Consider the following 17642-nt stretch of genomic DNA (forward strand, 5'->3'; position numbering starts at 1 on the left):
GACGAGAAAGCGATGGCAGATTATTCGAGTCTGGAGATGCCGGTCCTCGCCGAGATCGCCCAGACCGAGCTGAACAACGCCGGCACCGTACGGAACGCCGCCCAGCTGTGGGGTGCCGCACCGGGGGTGCTCAGCACGAGCCACGGCGCGCTCAGCGGAGCCACCAACACGCTCGGCGAGAACTGGCAGGACGAGACGTTCGAAGTCGCGTTCAAGGCTCCGGTCGACGAGGGCCTGGCCTCGATCAAGAACTCCGAGCAGATCCTGTCCCAGGCCAAGCCGGACCAGGTGCTGCAGCAGCTCGCGGGACAGATCGAGACCACCGGTAGCCAGGTCGACCAGCTTCACCAGCAGTGGCTCAAGCTCCAGCAGCTCCTGCAGCAGCTGATGGCGATGGCCGCCGCCAGTCCGTTGGCCGCGGCGATCCTCGCACCGATCATCAAGCAGATCCAGGATCTGATGGAACAGCTCCGGATGCAGGCCGCCGGACACGTCACCACGCTGGCCCAGAACTACCAGCAGGGCGGCCAGGCGGTCCAGGCCGCGGGTCAGGGCCACGCCTGGAACGGGCCGGCCGCCGGGTCGCCACCGTCGCCCGGCGCTGACTCGGACGAGCTCACGGCAGCGCGCCCGTTCCAAACCGTGACCAGCCTCCAGCCGGACGCCGGTCAGGCCGGCACGACGCAGGCCGACCAGCTTCGGCAGGCTCAGCTGGACGCGGCGCGGGCCGCGGAGAACGCCGCCGACAACGCGGCCAACGCCAACGCCGCGACTCCCGTTGGATCCGACACCGGACTGGCCGGAGGCGTGGCAACCGCGCCGGCGCCGAGCACGATCCCGCCGGTCAGTACGCCACCGGCCGCTCCGGCGACAACCGGAACGGCACCCGGCTCGCTGCCGCTCGGCGGGACCACCGCACCGATCGGACGAGTCGGCGGGTACGGCTCCAGCGTGCCGCTGACCCCGGCCGCGAGGTCCGGCGGCTCGATCCAGCGCGCCGCTCGAGTGACCGGAGGCATCACCGTGGCGGGCTCCGGACAGGCGCCCGTACTGCCGGAAACCCCTGCGGCTCGCGGCTCGAGCTCGCGTGGCTCGGCGGGCGTTCCGATGGGTGCCATGCCGCTGTCGCCGTTGGCGCTCGGCAAGCTGCAGGACCTGATCGGCCGCCTGAAGCCGGTCGTGACTCCGCACGGCAGGGCCGTCGACGTGGAGTCCAAGCGGGTCGCCGGTGTGCCGAACGCGCTGCGCGGCCGCTCCGGCTCGGCAGACGACGAGTTCGCGATGTCGAACGGGCAGCGCGGCCGCCGTTCCCGCAAGGAAACCGACGACGCGCCGGCGACCGTCGAGCTGCTGGACGAAGAGCTCTGGGAGATCGAGCAGCAGACGACCGCGACGCGTCCGACGCGCTGACCGCTCTACCGGCCAAGGCTGCCGGGTGGTCCGATCCCTCGCCCCGATCGGATCACCCGGCCTTTCCTGTTACTTCCTGTCTACGCCGGCGCCTCAGCCGGCCGGGGCGTCGGCCTCGGCGTCTCGCTCGGTGTCTCGCTCGGCTTCGACCTCGTGGAGTGTCCTGCGCTCACGGCTGAACTTGGCGTCCACGACGAAGAACAGCACACTGCCGAGCAGCGGTACGGCAAGAACCACCACCACCCACAGCAGGGATTGGAAGAAGCTCCAGTTCCTCGACAGGATCGCGAAGATCAACGCGGTCAGGACCATCGCGATGTAGGCCGCCAGCACGGCCACGAACAGCCAGCTCGGCAGCTCGGACAGCCAGCGCTGCAGGTCGGACAGATCCATGTCCCGCTCCTTCTTCGGGGGCCTGACTGGGCGGTACCCCCAGGCGGGACGTTCAAGCCGTCGTCGGAGTGGTGCTCAGCTCTGGTGCATCGCGGCGGCCGGGTCCAGGCCGCTGCCCATCGGCACCCGCGCGATCAGCCACGCGGGCAGCTTGACGGGCTTCACACCGCCGTAGCCCAGCACGTCCTGCAGCTCCGGATCGGACAACGGGTAAGCGCGGCCCATGTCGGTGACGAGCAGGAACGTCCCACGTGGAGTCGTACCCGCGGCCATCGCCTCGACCAGCGCGGCCCGGCCCGGCGGCACGATGACCCGGTCGGCCAAGGCCGTACGCGACCTTGACGTACGCGGCGTCTCCGTCATCGGGTCCACCTCCGGCATCGAGGGATCGACGACCAGCCCCGGTACGGACGAGCCCGGCGCGTACACCGCGCACACCGAATCCTCCGACGTGGCCGGCGAACGGAAAGCCGGCTTGGTCAACGGAAGCTGCGACGCGTCGACCGTACGATCGTCCGGCAGCCGGGACGCCGTACCTGCCAGCGCCGCGTCCAGCGGGATCTCGCGCGGCGGCGTCTTGCCGTACGCCTTGGTCACCTCGGGCATGCTCAGCTGCAGCTCCAGCTGGAACCGCGAGATCGGCCGCAGCGTGTCCGCCTCCGCGAGGTAGTAGCGACGCACGTCGGTTCCAGCCGCCTGGACCACGAAGACCTGCCCCACAAGGGTTCCGCGCCGGCCGGGAATCGCGCGCGACGGCTTGCCGAGGTCCGCCGGCCGGATGGCGGCGACCGGCTCGCCGGCGGGCAGCACGTCGACGAACGTCGCGCCGACCTGGGTCCAGGCCTGCGCGCCCATCGCCATCCCGACCAGCGCCTCGTCGTCGCGGTCGACGCGATGCCGGTATCCGCGCCAGACGAGGTACTGGTCCCCACCGGCGACCTCCACCAACAGCGCCGCATCCCGCACCGAACGTCCACCGGCCGGCCGGTGCCCGACCATCAGTACCGACTCGCTCGTTGGCGATCCGGACTCGTCGACCGCCGGTTCCGCGCACATCGTCCAGCTGCCGGGCAGCAGCCGCGAACGGTCGGGCAGCGCGTCGGGTGCGTCCACGATGCCGATCCGCGGCCCGCGCGGCACGTCGGCCAGCGACTTGCGGGAGACCTGCACCGTGGTCGTGTTCTGCCCCAGTGCGAGCAGTGCCGAGGTGTAGTTGGTGGCCGGATGTAGCCGGCCCTCGAGATAGACGTACTGGGTGCCGGTCTCCTTCTCGACGATCACCTTTTCGCCGTCCTGCCAGGCCTTGTTGCCGCCGGGCACGATGATCCCGTAGACCCACACGATGCCGAGCGCCAGCGCGGCGATCCCGATCGTGCCGAGGCCGGCCGCCAGCGCGCGGCGGAACGGCGGCTGCTCGGGATCGGACTCGCGCATCACGAGCGCGGACACCATCCGCTGGACGAGGAACTGGTACGACTGCAGCTGGTCGCGCTTGGACGCCATCCGACCTCAGCCTCCCAGCCCGCGCATCAGGCCGTACAGCCCGAGCACCCAGCACGCCATCGGGACGATCGCCAGGATGACGACGATCTCGAGCACCTCGGCGTACCGGCCGAGGTACGGGCTCGGCAGCCGCCTGGAGTACCGCAGGCCACACAGCATCAACAGTGCGGCGGCCAGCGCCAGGACGGGCAGTGTCAGCCCGATCGGATCCGCCCGGTCGGCGATCAGCCGGCCGACCGCCAGCGCGCCCGCGCCGATCGCGGCGGCACCGAACAGCAGCATCCGCTGCTTGGTGATTGGGTACGACCGTGCCCGCAGCAACGGCCCGACGACCAGCAGACCCACGTACGCCGTCGCCACTCGGCTGCCCGAGTCGGCCAACGCGATCGAGCAGATGCCGACCGTCAGGCAGCTCGCGGCCAGCATCCCGGTCAGCAGGCCGTCGGCGCGCAACACCGCCGCGTACACCGCGGGGCGCGGCGGCTGCGGGTCGTCGCGCACCAGGTCCGCGGTCGAACGCGGCAGCAACGGCGTCGGAACGCGGCCGAGCCGCAACGCCAGCGGAGCCATGCCAGGCATGCAGATCAGCAACGCGCCGCCGAGGATCGCCGCGACGTCGGCGGAGTCGAGTGCTTCGAACGTCGCGAGCCAGCCGCCGAGTACGCCGAACAGCCCGGCGAAGATCGCCGTGACGAACCAGGCCGCGTGGTCGACGATCCCGACCAGCCCGACGATGCCGAAGAGCAGCACCAGCGCCGATGCCGTGAGCAGGTGCGGCGAGCCGAGCCCGGTCAACGGCCGGTCGCCGGCCAGCAGGAGCCCACCGCCCGCGGCGGCGTACGGAATCGCCAGTACTCCGGCCAGCGCCCCAGCACCGGAGTCGCCGGCCGCGCGGGCGAGCAGCACGCCGGCCACCACCAAGACGATGGCCGCGAGCAGCGACCACCCCGGAGTGCCGCCCCAGCCCGGCGGGCGATGCGGCGGTCCCGACCACCAGACGGCCGCCAGCCCGAGCAGCACGCTCACCGCCGCCAGGCTGAGCCCGGCGATCCGCGTGTGCCAGTTGCTCCACGACGAGCCCAGCCGGCTGGAGCCACCGGCCACGGCATCGACCAGATCGTCGTACTCCAGCTCCGGCCACTCGGTTCGCCGCGGCACCAGGTGCAGCAGCTCGCCGTCGCGGATCCGGTGCGCGCCGAGCGTACGGCCGAGCGTCAACGGCTTACCGTCGCCGCGCCGCAGCACCCATCCGCCATCCGGCACGCCCTCGTCCGGCAACTGCTCGCCTGCCCTGTCGAGCAGTCCCGGCAGCACCTCCGCCACCGACACCTGCTCGGGCAACGCCAGGTCGATCCGGCGTTGCGGTGCCACCACGGTGACCCGCACCAGCCCGGTGATCGTCATCTCGTGCACCCTTTCGACGTCTCTTCCGCGATCAGGATCACGGCGCGCACAGGGCTGTTGGCGAGGGCGGCAGCAACCGGACATCGCGCTTCTTGGGAATGGCCCGGCGACTACGAAGAGCAGATGAGCGTTTTCCTGGTCCCCGTCGGACACGACTTCGGGCCGCGGCTCGTCGAGGAGGGCCCCGAATCGGGACGGTACGAGTTCCTGGTCAGGGTCGGATCACGGGTCCGGCACCTGGACAGCCTGAGCTTCGCGATCTGGCTGCTCGCGCACGACAGCGAGAACGGACTGCCCGAACGCACCGCTGTGGTCGACGCGACGGTACGGCTCGGTCTCGACGTCGAGCAGGCCAGCACCGCGATGGACGAGCTGCTCGCCGACGGCCTGCTCGCGGAGATCGAGCCCGGATCCGAACGCGGGTTCGCCGAACGGCACCAGTTGCTGCCGCTGATGGTGGGGCTCGGGCCGGACGGCAACGACCCCAGCCTGCGTACGGTAGGCCTGCTGGACATCCCCGTCGTACAGGTGTCGGAGCCGTTGTTCCAGCTGTGGCTGTGGGCGCATCTGCGGCCGAGCCTCTGGCAGGCCTGCGTCGAGGCGGCCGGAACCCATGACGGGCCGGACGCCGTGCCGCCCGGACGCGTGCTGTCGGAGGTGGTCGCCGCGCTGCATCCGCTGCTCGCCTCGCGGGCGGCCTATCTGGACGTACGGGAGGCGGCATGAGCGCGGCCGCGGTGTTCCCGGTCGGGCACTACGGCGGCGCGGGACCGGGGACTGCGCACCTGGTGCGGGTGGGTCGCAAGCTCGAGCGGCTGACCGACGACGAGTTCGGGATCTGGATGCTCGCCCACGGGCTCGCCGATGTCGGCAAGGGCAACTGGGGTCGTTCGGACGTACTCGATCGGGCCCGGGACGCCGAGATCGCCGAGCCGGAGGCCTGCCTGGAGCGGCTGATCGCGAACGGACTGCTGGCGGTCGTACCCGCGGAAGGCGTCGACGCCGCCACGAGGTTCGCGACGGCGTACCGCCTGTGCACGTTGCTCGTCGGGCTGGGCGCGGCGCCGGACCAGCCGGAGCTGCACGCGATCGGCGTACCCGGTGTCGGGACGGCGGCGCTGCTGGACGCCGGCACGTACCGGCTGTGGCAGTGGGGCGGGGTCGCGCCGACCCTGTGGCGGCACTGCCAGGACCGGATCCGATCCGGCTCGGACGGGCGGGACGCGCTGGCGGCGCTGGTCGATCCGGCGAAGGTGCTCGCCGACGTACTCGGTGAGCTGCGAGTCCTGCTCGCGCACGGGTGCGCGTACCTCGACACGGTCGAACCGGTCGCCGCCGGGACCGTTGCTGGGACCGCTCCTGGGACCGCTGCTGGGACCCCTCCTGGGACAGGCATGCCACGATGACTACCGCGATGTCGACGACACCCGAACCCGCGCTCGTCCATCGGGGCACCGGACCGGTGGCCACCGTGTACATGACCGTGCCGCCGGCCGGCGGGCGCGCCGCGGCCGTCAAGGTCTACCCGGCCGGCCTCGACCGGGCGACGGCGACCGAGCTGCTGGAGGAGCAACGCACACTTGCGGCGCTGCGTAACGTCTCCTCGACGCTGCTGATCGACCGGCTGGAAGAGTTGCCGGACGGGCGGGCCGCGATCTGGATGGAGCTGTGCGCGCAGTCGCTGGCGGAGCTCGTCGAGGTCGGCGGGCCGCTCGCGCTGCCGGATGTCCTCGGGCTGGGCGAAACTCTCGCGACCGTTCTGAGCGACGCGCACAACGTGGGGATCGTGCACGGGGGCGTGACGCCTGCGAACGTGTTGTTCCGGCCGGCCGGGCAGCCGGTGCTGGCGGACTTCGGGCTCTGCTTGCGGCACCGGTTCCCGCGGCAGCCGGAGGCAGCGGCGGCGTACATCGCACCAGAAGTCCTGCGGGGAACGGAACCGGCCGCTGCGGCCGACCTGTACGGGCTGGGGGCGGTGCTGCACTTCGCGCTGACGGGGAGCTCGCCGTTCCCGAGCCGTCCGGGCGAACCGGCGGGCGAGGTGCTGCTGCGCGCGCTGGGCGAGCCACCGCCGACGGTGACCGGGCAGGACCTGCCGCCGGCGTTGCCGGCGCTCGTAACCGCCTTGCTGGCAAAGGATCCGGCGGCACGGCCGGGGTCGGCGACCCAGGTCGTCGAGGTCCTCCGCGAACTGGCCGCCGCGTTCGGCGAGCCGCTGTCGCCCTCCTCAGTAGAGGACGCCGGCCCCGACTTCGACGACTTCCGCGACGAGCTACCGGCGGCGCGGGCGAGCGTGTCGGGGATTCCGGACTTTCCGCCGGTTGGAGGGCCGCCGGTGGAGGTGGCCGCACCTTCGCCCGGGATGGCCGCGCCGCCCGCATCAGTTGGGCCGGTTGGGCCACAGCACGCCCCCGTCGCCCCGGGCCCGCCAGTTCCGAATCCCGGACAACCGAAGCCGGCGGGCACGAAACCGGGCCGGAGCTGGCAGCTCCCGTCGATCGCCATCGCGGCGGCCGCCGTACTCGCCGTCGTCATCGTCCTGGTGGGTGCGCTCGGCGGAGTCGGCGGCGGCAACGACGACAAGGCCGAACCGAATGCCTCGAAACCGGCCGTCGCCACCCAGCCGACCGCCACCACCCCGTCCGACCGCGACTCCAGCCCGACCCGGCCGGCGAAGCCGTCGAGCACACCGGTACCGAACGCCCGCATCGAGATCAACCAGCTCTCCGACCGCGGCACCACGGTCCGCCTCGCCTGGCGCAGCTCGAAGCCCTTGTCGTACGCGGTCATCATCGCCGAACAAGGTAAGAAGGACACCTCCACCAAGTTCCGCGGCACAGCCACGACTTACACCGCCGAAGTCGACCCAGACCTGAAGTACTGCTTCCTCATCCAGGGCACCGACGGCACCAACACCTGGGAATCCAACCCCCGCGCGATCCGGGGCGCCGTCTGCCGGAACGACTGACGTTTGCAAGCGAACGTCGAGCGAGCTGTAAGCGCCCTGTGACGCTGGCGCCATCGGTGTGTTGATGCCGCTGGGCGCGTTCATCTGGGCGATGGTCACGCAAGAGCTTGGGTGAGACCTACGTCGCGTAGAGCGGCGCGAGGTCGACGAAGATCCGGTAGTCGGTGATCAGGCCGTCGTCTCCCAGCTGCCAGATCGACACGGCGGGGACGGTGACCGTCCCGCCGTCCAGCCGGGTGTACGTCACGCGGCTCTCGACGATCGTGTCGGACCGGACGATCCACTCGTGGACGGGTTCGTGTTGCAGGCCTTGGATGGTGGCGAAGAACCCCTCCAGCCCCGCGGCGATCGCCGGGTGGCCGAGGAGCGGCTCGTTGTTGCCGAAGACGAACCTGCCGTCCTCGGCGAAGAACTCGACGAACGCATCGGCCTTCATCGCGTCGACCGCGGCGAAGACACGATCGGACATTCCCTGAGCCACATCGGACATGGTGGTGCTCCCTCCCCTGAACCCCGGCCGGTCCGAACCCACTATCCTCCGGCGCAACCGCTCGCGTACGGATCGAGCCGAAGGACTGCACGTTCGGGCAGCCCCGAGAGCCTCAGCCGGAGACGATGCGGAGCACAGCGCCGTTGGCGTTGAAGCCGACCATCTGGAGCTGCACCATCCCGGGAATCGGTTCCGGGGAAGGGTTGGAGCTGCCATCGGCCGGGCAGAACTTGCCGCTGCCTCCACCACCTGGCGCGAACTGGAAGATCGAGCCACAGTTGCCTCTCAGCGTGCCGGTTCCGCCGCCGCCCGCCGCCAGGGAGAGGTCGATGTCGATGCCGTCGGCGGCCACTTTCGTGATCCGCAGGACGTTTCCGGAGCTCAGGGAGATCCGTACCGGCTTCGGGATCGCGACCTCGCAGGTGCCGTCGGCGCACTCCTGGTAGCGGGTGCCATCCGCGGCCATAGGTGGCGGCGGTGGCGCCGTCCGCGAGGGCGTCGGCGTCGCCGTCAAGGTGGGCGTCGAAGTCGGAGTCGAAGTCGGACTGGCGGACACCGAGGTGGTCGCCGGCGTGGTGGGCTGGGCGCCGTCCCCCGCCGAACCGCAGCCGGCCAGCGCGAGCGCTGCCAGCGCGGAAACTGTCGCAACGACGAAGGCGAGCCGGAGTTTCAGCATGCGCGCAACGCTAGATCGACTGGAAACACTCCGATCGCGGCAGTCCTATTGCTGCCATCCCCCAAGCAGGCTTCGCGGATCGAGGGCTGCCCGCAGGCGCGAACGCCACGGCCGCGCACGCAAGCCCTGGACGACTTCGCCGACGCCGGTCCAGGCCTGCGACACCACCTGGTCCGACGGGTCGGCGGGTGACCACAGGGCCGCGTCCACCGCCAGCGCCAGTCGCGACAGGCCTGCCTGTGTACGAGTTCCGGCCCCCGGCCCGATGATCGGCGTGGCCGCGGTCGCCAGATCGCGGACGGTCATGCCGGAGGTCACCGGGACGCCGTGTGCACGCAGCCGGTCCCTGGCCTCCACCCACGCGCCCGTCACAGCCGCGGCCCCGCCACGGCGGCGGCGCAGGCGGGCCCGTACGAAGCGCGCGAACGGCGCGCCCGTCACCCAGGCCGCAGGCACGAGCAGCAGCCACGCCAGCGCACCCACCGGCACGGAAGGAAGCACCGGCCCGCCGCTCGCCTCCGGCGCCGAGTCCTCCTTCGGCACGGCAGGGTCGTCGAGCTGGTCCGGAGGCGGCAGCTCGGCCCGGGCCTTCGCCGTCACCGCGTCCCGCGAGTCGTTACGGGGACGGGCCGGGTCCGCCAGCCCCGCGGGGTCCAGCGGCCACCAGCCGATCCCGTCGACGGCGATCTCCGGCCAGGCCAGCACGTCCTTGTTTCGTACGGTGAGCCAGCCGTCCAGGTCGGCCACCGCGGGCGTACGGAAGCCGACCACGAGCCGGGCCGGGATGCCGTTCAACCGCGCCAGCGCGACGTACGCCGCCGCGAACTGCTCGCTGGTCCCCCGTTTGTCCTCGAGCAGGAACCGCTTCAACTGCGGCCATCCATGCCCCGCCGGCAACTGCTTGCCCGCACTCACCAGCGAGCATCGCGAGGCCAGGAAGCGTTCCAGCGCGAGCGCCGTCTGCACCGTCGCCCGCTTCCCCGACACCGCCGACGACGCCAGCGCGACGATCTCCGGCGGCGGGTTGCCCACGTCCCCCACCGGAACGGAACGGTCGACCGCGGCCGCCAGCAGCGCCTCGCCGGTGACCTGCGGAGTCGACCAGGCCAGGGTGTACCGATCCGGCCGGTCGGTCGCGAACAACGTCCCGCTGCCGGGTTCGACGTAGACCTCACCACCCTCGCCGACCGCCCGCGGCAACGACTGGCTCGGCAGCCACGGCCCGGGCAGCGACCGCACGTCGACCTCGGCGCCCGACGGCGACGTCGGCACTCGCAGCGACTGGCCCGGCCGCAGCTCCGCGCCGAACCGCAGGAACGGGCTGTCGGTCGTCCAGTTGGTGCCGTCGAAGTCGTCCAGCGCGACCAGCCGCCAGCGGTCGACTCGCGCTCCATCGGCAGCAGCACCGGTCGAGCCGCCGCCCACCGTTCCGGTGCCGGCCCCGGACGACGAGCTCGCGCGATACCGGAACGCCGTCGCCTCCGGGTCGGACAGCCGAGCCGTCACCTCGTCCAGCGGGCTGTTCACCCGGGGCGTCGGCACCTGCTCGGCCTGAGCCCGGCGCAACGTGTACGGATCCGAGCCGCCAGGCGCGAGCCCGGCGACCAGCAGCCCGCCGAGCAGCCCGGCAACCGTCAGCCCGACCGCTCCGAGCAAGGGCATCCAGTCCCGCGAACGCGTGCGACGCACACCGGCACCGCGCGCCACCCGGGCAGGCACCAGCACCACGGCCGCCGTCAGCGCATAGACAACTGCCAGCAGGTACGCGGGCCACCCGCTCGCCGGCTGGTACGCCTGGCTCAGGCCGACCACACCGAGGCTCGGCAGCATCGCCGCCAGCCCACCGAAGCGGTACAGCAACTCCACACCGAGCAGGCCGGCCAGCAGCACCAGCAACGGCACGAACAACGCCAGCTCGGGTTCGGGACGCGCCGGCCAGGTCGACTCCAGCGTGCGCTGCCACGACCGTACGCCCGAGGCCAGCGCCCGCCCGGTCGACGCCGTCGGAACGCCGGCGAGCGTCGTGGAAAACAGCATGGTCTCGACCACGGCCAGCAGTCCGAAGACCAGGAACAGCACCGGCCGCCACGCGACGAGCGCCGCCCACCGCCGCGTCCCCTCGACCACCAGGAAGCCCGCGACGCAGACCGCCAGCACCGGCCCGGCGAGCGCCGGCACACCGAACACGGGCGCGAAGCACAAACCGCCGAGCCCGGCAGCGACCAGCACGCCGGCAACAGAACGTCGACTGGGCACCGGCTACGCCTCCACGTTCCACTGCCGGACCGCGGCGACGGCATCCCGCCCGACGATCCAGCGCACTCGTTCGCTCGACCCGCCGGGCCGCTGTTCCGCAGGATCGATCACCACGACGGTTACCGGATGGAAGCGCGCCACCAGCGGAGCCAGCTCCCGCCCGCCCCGCATCGGCCCGGTCACGACCGCGAACGTGCCGCCGCCCGACCGGCCGGACGTCAGCACCGTCGGCAGCAAAGGCGAATCGGCCGGCGACTGCGCGACCTCGGTCAGCGTGTCCAGCATCATCCGGGCGGCCACCGGCCCCGCTGGCGGAACGAGGTCGAGCCCGGCAGGCGTCAGCAGCCGGCAGCGGTGCCCGGCCATCGCCGCACCGAACGCCAGCGAGGCGGCCACCTCCACCGCCTCCTCGAACCCGTCCTCCGGCAGGACGCCCGTCCGCGTGTCCAGCAGGACGTTCAGCCGCGGCTGGTCCGGGTCCACGTAGTCGCGGACCATCAGCTGCCCGGTCCGCGCGGTCACCTTCCAGTGCAGGTGCCGCACCTCGTCCCCGACGACATACGGCCGGACGTCGCGCAGGTCGGCGGAGCCGCGCAGCGAGTCGTCGGTGGTACGGCCCTCGTGGTGGTGCCGTGGCCGGCCGGCGATCGCGGTGCCCGCCGCGTGCCGCTTCGGGTGCACCCACAACGTCGTGCTGCCGCCCGCGGCCAGCCGGTGCCGGGCCAGCCCGAGCGGGTCGGAACGTTCCAGGACGAGCGGCCCGACCGGCAGCAGGCCGCGCCGCGTGGTCGGAAGCTCGTAGCGATAGGTCGCCTCCGCGCCAGGTGCCAGCCGCCGCACCGCCACCTGCTCGCGCGCCTCGCCCGCGACGTCCCAGGCCGACAGCGCGGCCTGCCAGCGGGTCCCCGCGTTGCGTACCCGCAGCGTCGCCAGCGCGGGGCGACCGCGCTCGACCCGATCCGGATACAGGTCACGGCGCACCTCGACCCGCGGCGGCCGGGAGGTCAGCAGGACCGCGGCGATCACGGCGCCGAGCGCCACGCCCGCGAGCGCCCGGAACACGACGTATCCGGCCAGCGCACCGACCGCGTACAAGGCGATCGCCGCCACCAGCACGGTCCAGCCGCGCCTGGTCAAGGGCAAGCGGCGCATCAGACGTATCCCAACCCGGCGAACCTTCGCCACGCCAGTAGGTGGTTCGCCACGCCCCGGGGCGTGGTTAACCCGCTAATTACGTGGTTAACGTGGTCATTCGCGGACAAGGAGATCAGCTACCGGGCACTCGCGGTCGGCGTGGACGTGGCGGCCAGGACGTCGTCGACCACCGAGACCGGCAGCCGCTGGTTGAGCTCGGCGTCGGGCGTGAGCACGAGCCGGTGGGCGAGCACAGGACGCGCGACCTGCTTCACGTCGTCCGGTGTGCAGAACGGCCGGCCGTCGGTCGCGGCGTAGGCCTGCGCGGCCCGGATCAGCGCGATGCTGCCGCGCGGGCTCGCGCCCCAGCGGACGGCGGCGTGCTCACGGGTCGCCGACGCGAGCCGGACGGCGTACGAGCTGATCGCCGGATCGACGTGCACAGTACGAACGGCCGCGATCGCCTCTCGCAGTGCATCCAGCGGGACCACCGGCGACAGGTCGTCCGGCCCGGCCCGGCGGGTATCGCCGACGACGACCTCGACCTCGGAGTCGTGCGACGGATAACCGATCTCGAGCCGCATCAGGAACCGGTCGAGCTGCGCCTCCGGCAGCCGGTACGTCCCTTCCATCTCGATCGGGTTCTGGGTGGCGACGACGAGGAACGGGTCGGGCACCTCGCGCGTGACCGCGTCGACGGTGATCCGCCGCTCGGCCATCACCTCCAGCAGCGCCGACTGGGTCTTCGGCGTGCCCCGGTTGATCTCGTCGGCGACCACGACGTTGGCGAAGATCCCGCCCGGATGGAACTCGAACGACTCGCTGCGCTGGTGGTAGACCATCACGCCGGTGATGTCGCCGGGCAGCAGGTCGGGTGTGAACTGGATGCGGTTCCAGCTCGCGTCGACACTGCGGGCGAGACACCGTGCCAACGTGGTCTTGCCGACGCCGGGTACGTCCTCGATCAGCAGGTGGCCCTCGGCGAACAGCGTGGTCAGCGCGAGCCGGATCACCTCGGGCTTGCCGCGGATCACCCGTCCGATGTTCTCGGCGACGCGGTGATAGACCTCCGCGGGCGACAACTGGCTCATTGGGGCTCCCAGTAATAGTGATTGGACTCGACCCGGCCGTCGGGTGTGTCGGTGAAGACCCATACGTCCTGGCCGGCTCCGTCGAACCGGATGTCCTCGAACACGAGGTGCCCCTCGTCGTCGGTGGTCACGGTCGACGGCTCGCTGAAGTCCTCCCACTCGCTGGCCCAGCCCGTGACGGTGTACTCGGTGTTCGGCTCGAACCCGTTCATCACCACGTGCAGCCAGGCGCAGTCCGGCGCGTCGCACGAGTCACTGCTGGTGTCGTCGCCACGCGACACGACCAGCTGCGGACCTTCGTTGGCAGGCCAGGTCAGCCGGTTGGACGACACGGTGCCGCTCGGCGTGGCCACGGTGACCCACACCGTCGACCCAACCGACTCGTAGGCGAACTTCTCGGTGTCGATCCGGCCGTTCGCGTCGGTCGTCAGGTCGGCGCCGCCGTTGCTGTAGCCGGAGTTCGAGGAGTGCGGCTGCAGGTGGTACTCCGTGTTGGGTGCGAACCCGGTCATGACGACGTGCATCCAGGCGCAGTCCGGCGGGTCGCAGTACTGGTCGGTGTCCGACCCGCGAGACACCTTGATCTTGGGCGAAGCAGCCGGCGTCACCGGGTTGGTCCGTACGCCCGGTCCCGTACCGGCCCGGTTGACGGCGCGGATGGTGACGGTGTAGCTGGTGCCGTTGCGCAGGCCGGTGAGCGTCGTCTTGCGTGCGCTGCCGGAGACGGACTTGCTGCCACCGGACCAGGACAGCTGGTATCCCGTGATCGGTGTGCCGTTGTCGCGTGCCGCGCCCCAGGTCACGGTGATCCGGGCGTCGCCGGCCGTGCCCTTCACGTTGGACGGAGCACCCGGACGGCTGGCCGGCACCGGGTCCGACGTCTTCTTCGGCTCCGGCTCGGGGTCCGGCTCCGGTTCGCGTTTGGGCTCGCGCTTCGGAGGCTTGGGCGACTCGGGGGTCTTCTGCTTCGGCGTCCGCTCGGGCGTTGGCGTCGACGTCGGTGTAGGCGTACTGGTCGGAGTCGGGGTCTGGGTGGGTGTGGGGCGCTTGTCGTCGCCGTCGCCGGTCACCTCGACCGGCGTGATCTCGCCGTCGTCCTCGACCACCATGACGTGTTCGCCGGCCGCGCTGTCGACGTAGACCCGTCCGTCGTCGCCACGGAACAGGCCGGCCTTTGCCCGCTTGTGCTTGCCGCCGGCATCGGCCGCCTTCGACGGTGCCGGCAGCTTCTCGGACTGGTGTACGTCACCGCGCTCGTCGACCGTGACGACCGTTCCGGTGCTCTCCTCGATCAGGACGAGCGCCTTGCCGGCGGCCGCGACCCGCTCGTACCGGCCCGGATCCAGCCGCGTGGACGTGGTCGGCTCGACGACCTCGCCCTCGAGCGCGGCGGCCGCGTCGACCAGGTGAACCGACGGGACGTCGGGGGTCAGGATCGCGATCCGGCCGCCGAGGTCGTTCGCGGCGATCACCGAGTTGTCGGGCAGGTCGACGTCGAGCCGCGTGGTCCGGCCGAGGCCGTCACCCGACACCGGCGTCATGGTGTTCGCGGTCGTGTCGACGAACACGGGCTGGTCGCCGACCACCGCGAGCCCGCCCTTGTGACCGGTCTGCGTGCTCGCCGTGCAGGTCAGCCGCGTCGCGCGGAGCGGCAGCTGGCACAGCTTGCCGCCGTCGAGCCGGTGCACCCACAGCGTCCCGGTGCGGGTCACGACCGACGAGCCGATCGGCTCGTTGGCCTCCACGGTGACCGGCTGGTCGCCGAACCGCACGATCTGGCCGGCCTTCGGATAGACGGCGTACGCGGCGCCGGCCGCCTCCAGCCCGATCGCGTCCTCGGCCGCGGCAGGCTCGACCGGGTCGGCGACCGACAGGTCGGACTTGCCGAACTCCACGGTCTGCTCGCGGCTGAGGACGTAGCCCTCGCCGTCGGTCTGGACGATCGTCGACCCCGGGCCGAGCCCGGGAATGCTGACCTGGGCGTCGATCGACTTCGAACCGCCGTCGACGTGGAACGCCGTGCCGAGCACGCTGTTGTAGACCCAGTGGCCCGCCTGGGTGAACTTCAGTCCAGGCGGCGCGTTGCCGGCGCCGGTGACCGCGATCCCGGTGACCGCGACGCACACCGCGACCACGATCGCCAGGACGATGCGCGGGCGACGTTCGGGCTTCTGGGTCTTCTCGGTCCCGGACGACCCGAGCCGGCGCAACCATGTCATCACTGTCGTCAGCACTGGGCGCAAACCCCCTTCACGGGCGCCAGAGTAGAGGAGCCGGGTCTGGGACCGGTCCTGAAGAAGTACAAGTCCGGTCCAATCCAGCCCCCTTCTCGGCCCGTTCTCCCACGTCAGGCGCCGTTCATCGGCGGCAGCCGGAACTCGAAGATCGCGCCGCCCTCGTCGGCGTTGTAGACACTCAACGAGCCACCGTGGGCCTCGGCTACCCAGCGCACGATCGACAGGCCGAGGCCGGAGGAGCCTCGGGCGCTGGTGAACCGCGCGAACATCTCCTCGTCGGTGAGCTCCGGGTCGACGCCTGGCCCCTGGTCGGCGACGGTGATCCGGCCGTCGGCGACGGTCACCGTGACGACCGCCTGATGGCCCGGCTCGCGGCCGTAGCGCAGGGCGTTGTCGAGCAGGTTGCCCACCGCTCGTTCGATCAGCATCTTGTCGGCCAGCACCTGCGACGGCGCCGTGATCACCGAGACCCTGGCGGAGTCCGCGGGCGTGTCCTCGACGACGCCGGCGACCAGCTGGTCCAGCATCAGCGGCTGCATCGACAGGCGTTCCACGCCTGCGGCCAGCCTCGCGCGGATCAGCAGGGCGTCGATGATGTCGCCCATCCGGCCGGCCAGCCGGACGGCCCGGGGCAGGTCCTCGGCGGCCTGCACCGGATCGCGGGCGGCGTTCTCGGCGTACACGCGAAGTGCGGCCACCGGCGTCCGCAGGTCGTGCGCGGTGTCGGCGAGCAGGCGTTCCTGTTGTTCCAGCGCGGCCGCGGCCGGCCGGATGGCGCGGCCGGCGAGCCAGTAGCCGGCCAGCGCGACACCGACCACGAGCACCAGGCTGCCGGCCAGCACGAGCATCCGTACCCGTTCGTGCGCGGCTGCCTGCGAACCCACGTCGGACCAGGCGACGACCGCGCCGGTGTAGCGGCGAGCCTGCTCGGTGTACGGCTCGACGACGACCCGCAGCCGGGCACCACTCCCGCCGTCGACCTCGAAGACCTGCCAGCGCTCGCGCTCGATCGCCTGTGTGGTGAGCCGTTGCAGCGTCGCGTCGTCGAGGTTCACGCAGTCGGCCGGGCTGCGCTGGATCGGGAACGACGCGTCCCCCGACACGACAGCGAAGCGCGGGCAGGTGCGCCACATCGGGTCGCCCGGCAGCAGTTCGGTGTCGATCGCGTCTCCGCTGGTGGACCGGATCAGCCGGGACATCGCCGACGTCACCCGCCGCAGCTCGGCCACCTGGGTGCTCTCCCGGCTCTGCTGGTCCAGCTCGACGATCAGCGGCGCGAACACGGCCAGGCCGACGGTGTTCATCACGGTGAACAGCACGGTCAGCCACAGCCTCAGCTTGCGCAACCGCTCGGTCGCGGCTCGCTGGGCGCGCCGCCGGGGCACCCGCATCAGTCGCGGCCCAGCCGGTAGCCCGTACCGAACACCGTCTGGATCAGCTGCGGTGCGCGCAGCTTCGCCCGCAACCGCTTGATCGTCACGTCGACGACGTTCGAGGCCGGATCGGCCATCGCGTCCCAGCAGTGCTCGATCAGGTCGGTACGCGTCACCGCCTGCTCCGGCCGTGCGATGAGGTACTCCAGTACGGCGAACTCCTTGGCGGTCAGCGTCAGCAGGACGCCTCCCCGGCGCACCTCGCGGCGGGCGGTGTCGACCTCGAGGTCGCCGTAGCGCAACACCGGCGGACGGCCGTTGCCGGCCCGGCGGCAGAGGCTGAGCACCCGCGCGACCAGCTCGGCCACCGCGAACGGCTTGACGAGGTAGTCGTCGCCGCCGTGGTCGAAGCCGTCCACCCGGTCGGCCAGCGTGTCGAGCGCGGTCAGGAAGAGAACGGGCACCGCCCAGCCCTCCTGCCGGCGCCGCCGGACGTAGGTGATCGAGTCGCCGTCGGGCAGCATCCGGTCGAACACCACGCAGTCGTAGTCGTTGACCTGCAGCGCCAGGTCGGCCTCCGCGATGTCACCGGCGACGTCGACTGCCAGCGCGGCCGACCGCAGGGCCGTGGGCACACCGACCCGAAGGTCCGCGTCGTCCTCCACCACTAGTACGCGCACGTCTGTCACCCCTTGGCCCAGGTCGTG

15 protein-coding genes are annotated in these 17642 nt (G+C 71.7%); 4 read left to right on the top strand and 11 right to left on the bottom strand.

The genetic code is table 11. From position 1 onward, the window contains the following. Positions 1-12 precede the first annotated feature (12 nt). On the top strand, positions 13-1410 hold the full coding sequence (locus ACYVF6_RS16810; RefSeq protein WP_460522192.1) for a hypothetical protein: 1398 nt from the start codon (positions 13-15) through the stop codon (positions 1408-1410). Positions 1411-1503: 93 nt separating this feature from the next. Here the strand turns inward: ACYVF6_RS16810 and ACYVF6_RS16815 are convergent, their stop codons facing one another. The 3 genes from ACYVF6_RS16815 to eccD all read right to left on the bottom strand — a co-directional run bounded on the left by ACYVF6_RS16815 (position 1504) and on the right by eccD (position 4710). Further along, entirely contained in the window at positions 1504-1803 is a 300-nt protein-coding gene (locus ACYVF6_RS16815) for a hypothetical protein (RefSeq protein ID WP_460522194.1), read from the bottom strand. Positions 1804-1878: 75 nt separating this feature from the next. Next, positions 1879-3306: a type VII secretion protein EccB gene (eccB, locus tag ACYVF6_RS16820; protein ID WP_460522196.1), complete on the bottom strand. Its 1428-nt coding sequence runs from the start codon at positions 3304-3306 to the stop codon at positions 1879-1881. A 6-nt stretch (positions 3307-3312) separates the two neighbouring features. Beyond that, positions 3313-4710, bottom strand: coding sequence for a type VII secretion integral membrane protein EccD (gene eccD / locus ACYVF6_RS16825; protein WP_460522198.1), 1398 nt, complete (start codon positions 4708-4710; stop codon positions 3313-3315). Positions 4711-4833: 123 nt separating this feature from the next. Between eccD and ACYVF6_RS16830 the strand changes: the two genes are divergently transcribed. From ACYVF6_RS16830 to ACYVF6_RS16840, 3 genes are read left to right on the top strand one after another with little or no spacing between them, the layout of a single operon-like run. Beyond that, positions 4834-5436: a hypothetical protein gene (locus ACYVF6_RS16830; protein WP_460522200.1), complete on the top strand. Its 603-nt coding sequence runs from the start codon at positions 4834-4836 to the stop codon at positions 5434-5436. Continuing rightward, on the top strand, positions 5433-6116 hold the full coding sequence (locus ACYVF6_RS16835) for a hypothetical protein (protein WP_460522202.1): 684 nt from the start codon (positions 5433-5435) through the stop codon (positions 6114-6116). Before ACYVF6_RS16830 ends, ACYVF6_RS16835 begins: the two co-directional genes overlap by 4 nt. Next, a complete protein-coding gene (locus ACYVF6_RS16840; protein ID WP_460522204.1) occupies positions 6113-7678 on the top strand; it encodes a serine/threonine protein kinase in 1566 nt (521 codons plus the stop codon). Before ACYVF6_RS16835 ends, ACYVF6_RS16840 begins: the two co-directional genes overlap by 4 nt. Before the next feature lie 118 nt (positions 7679-7796). Here ACYVF6_RS16840 and ACYVF6_RS16845 read toward each other — a convergent pair whose 3' ends face one another. From ACYVF6_RS16845 to ACYVF6_RS16880, 8 genes are all read right to left on the bottom strand, one after another. Continuing rightward, positions 7797-8168 (bottom strand): nuclear transport factor 2 family protein, encoded by a 372-nt coding sequence (locus ACYVF6_RS16845; RefSeq protein WP_460522206.1) that lies wholly within the window; start codon positions 8166-8168, stop codon positions 7797-7799. Positions 8169-8280: 112 nt separating this feature from the next. Continuing rightward, positions 8281-8844 carry a hypothetical protein gene (locus tag ACYVF6_RS16850; protein WP_460522208.1) on the bottom strand — a complete coding sequence of 188 codons (564 nt, stop codon included), beginning with the start codon at positions 8842-8844 and terminating at the stop codon, positions 8281-8283. 45 nt (positions 8845-8889) lie between these two features. Further along, positions 8890-11100, bottom strand: a complete 2211-nt coding sequence (locus ACYVF6_RS16855; RefSeq protein WP_460522210.1) for a transglutaminase TgpA family protein — start codon at positions 11098-11100, stop codon at positions 8890-8892. 3 nt (positions 11101-11103) lie between these two features. After that, the gene (locus ACYVF6_RS16860) at positions 11104-12252 is read right to left on the bottom strand and encodes a DUF58 domain-containing protein (RefSeq protein WP_460522212.1); all 1149 of its coding nucleotides are present in this window, start codon (positions 12250-12252) and stop codon (positions 11104-11106) included. 119 nt (positions 12253-12371) lie between these two features. Next, entirely contained in the window at positions 12372-13325 is a 954-nt protein-coding gene (locus ACYVF6_RS16865) for an AAA family ATPase (protein WP_460522214.1), read from the bottom strand. Then, positions 13322-15559 (bottom strand): fibronectin type III domain-containing protein, encoded by a 2238-nt coding sequence (locus ACYVF6_RS16870; RefSeq protein WP_460522216.1) that lies wholly within the window; start codon positions 15557-15559, stop codon positions 13322-13324. The genes ACYVF6_RS16865 and ACYVF6_RS16870 overlap by 4 nt, the downstream gene beginning before the upstream one ends. Before the next feature lie 113 nt (positions 15560-15672). Then, the gene (locus tag ACYVF6_RS16875) at positions 15673-16953 is read right to left on the bottom strand and encodes a sensor histidine kinase (RefSeq protein ID WP_460522218.1); all 1281 of its coding nucleotides are present in this window, start codon (positions 16951-16953) and stop codon (positions 15673-15675) included. After that, positions 16953-17615 carry a response regulator transcription factor gene (locus tag ACYVF6_RS16880; RefSeq protein ID WP_460522220.1) on the bottom strand — a complete coding sequence of 221 codons (663 nt, stop codon included), beginning with the start codon at positions 17613-17615 and terminating at the stop codon, positions 16953-16955. The genes ACYVF6_RS16875 and ACYVF6_RS16880 overlap by 1 nt, the downstream gene beginning before the upstream one ends. Positions 17616-17642 lie beyond the last annotated feature (27 nt).

The sequence above is a fragment of the Flindersiella endophytica genome, assembly GCF_054779015.1.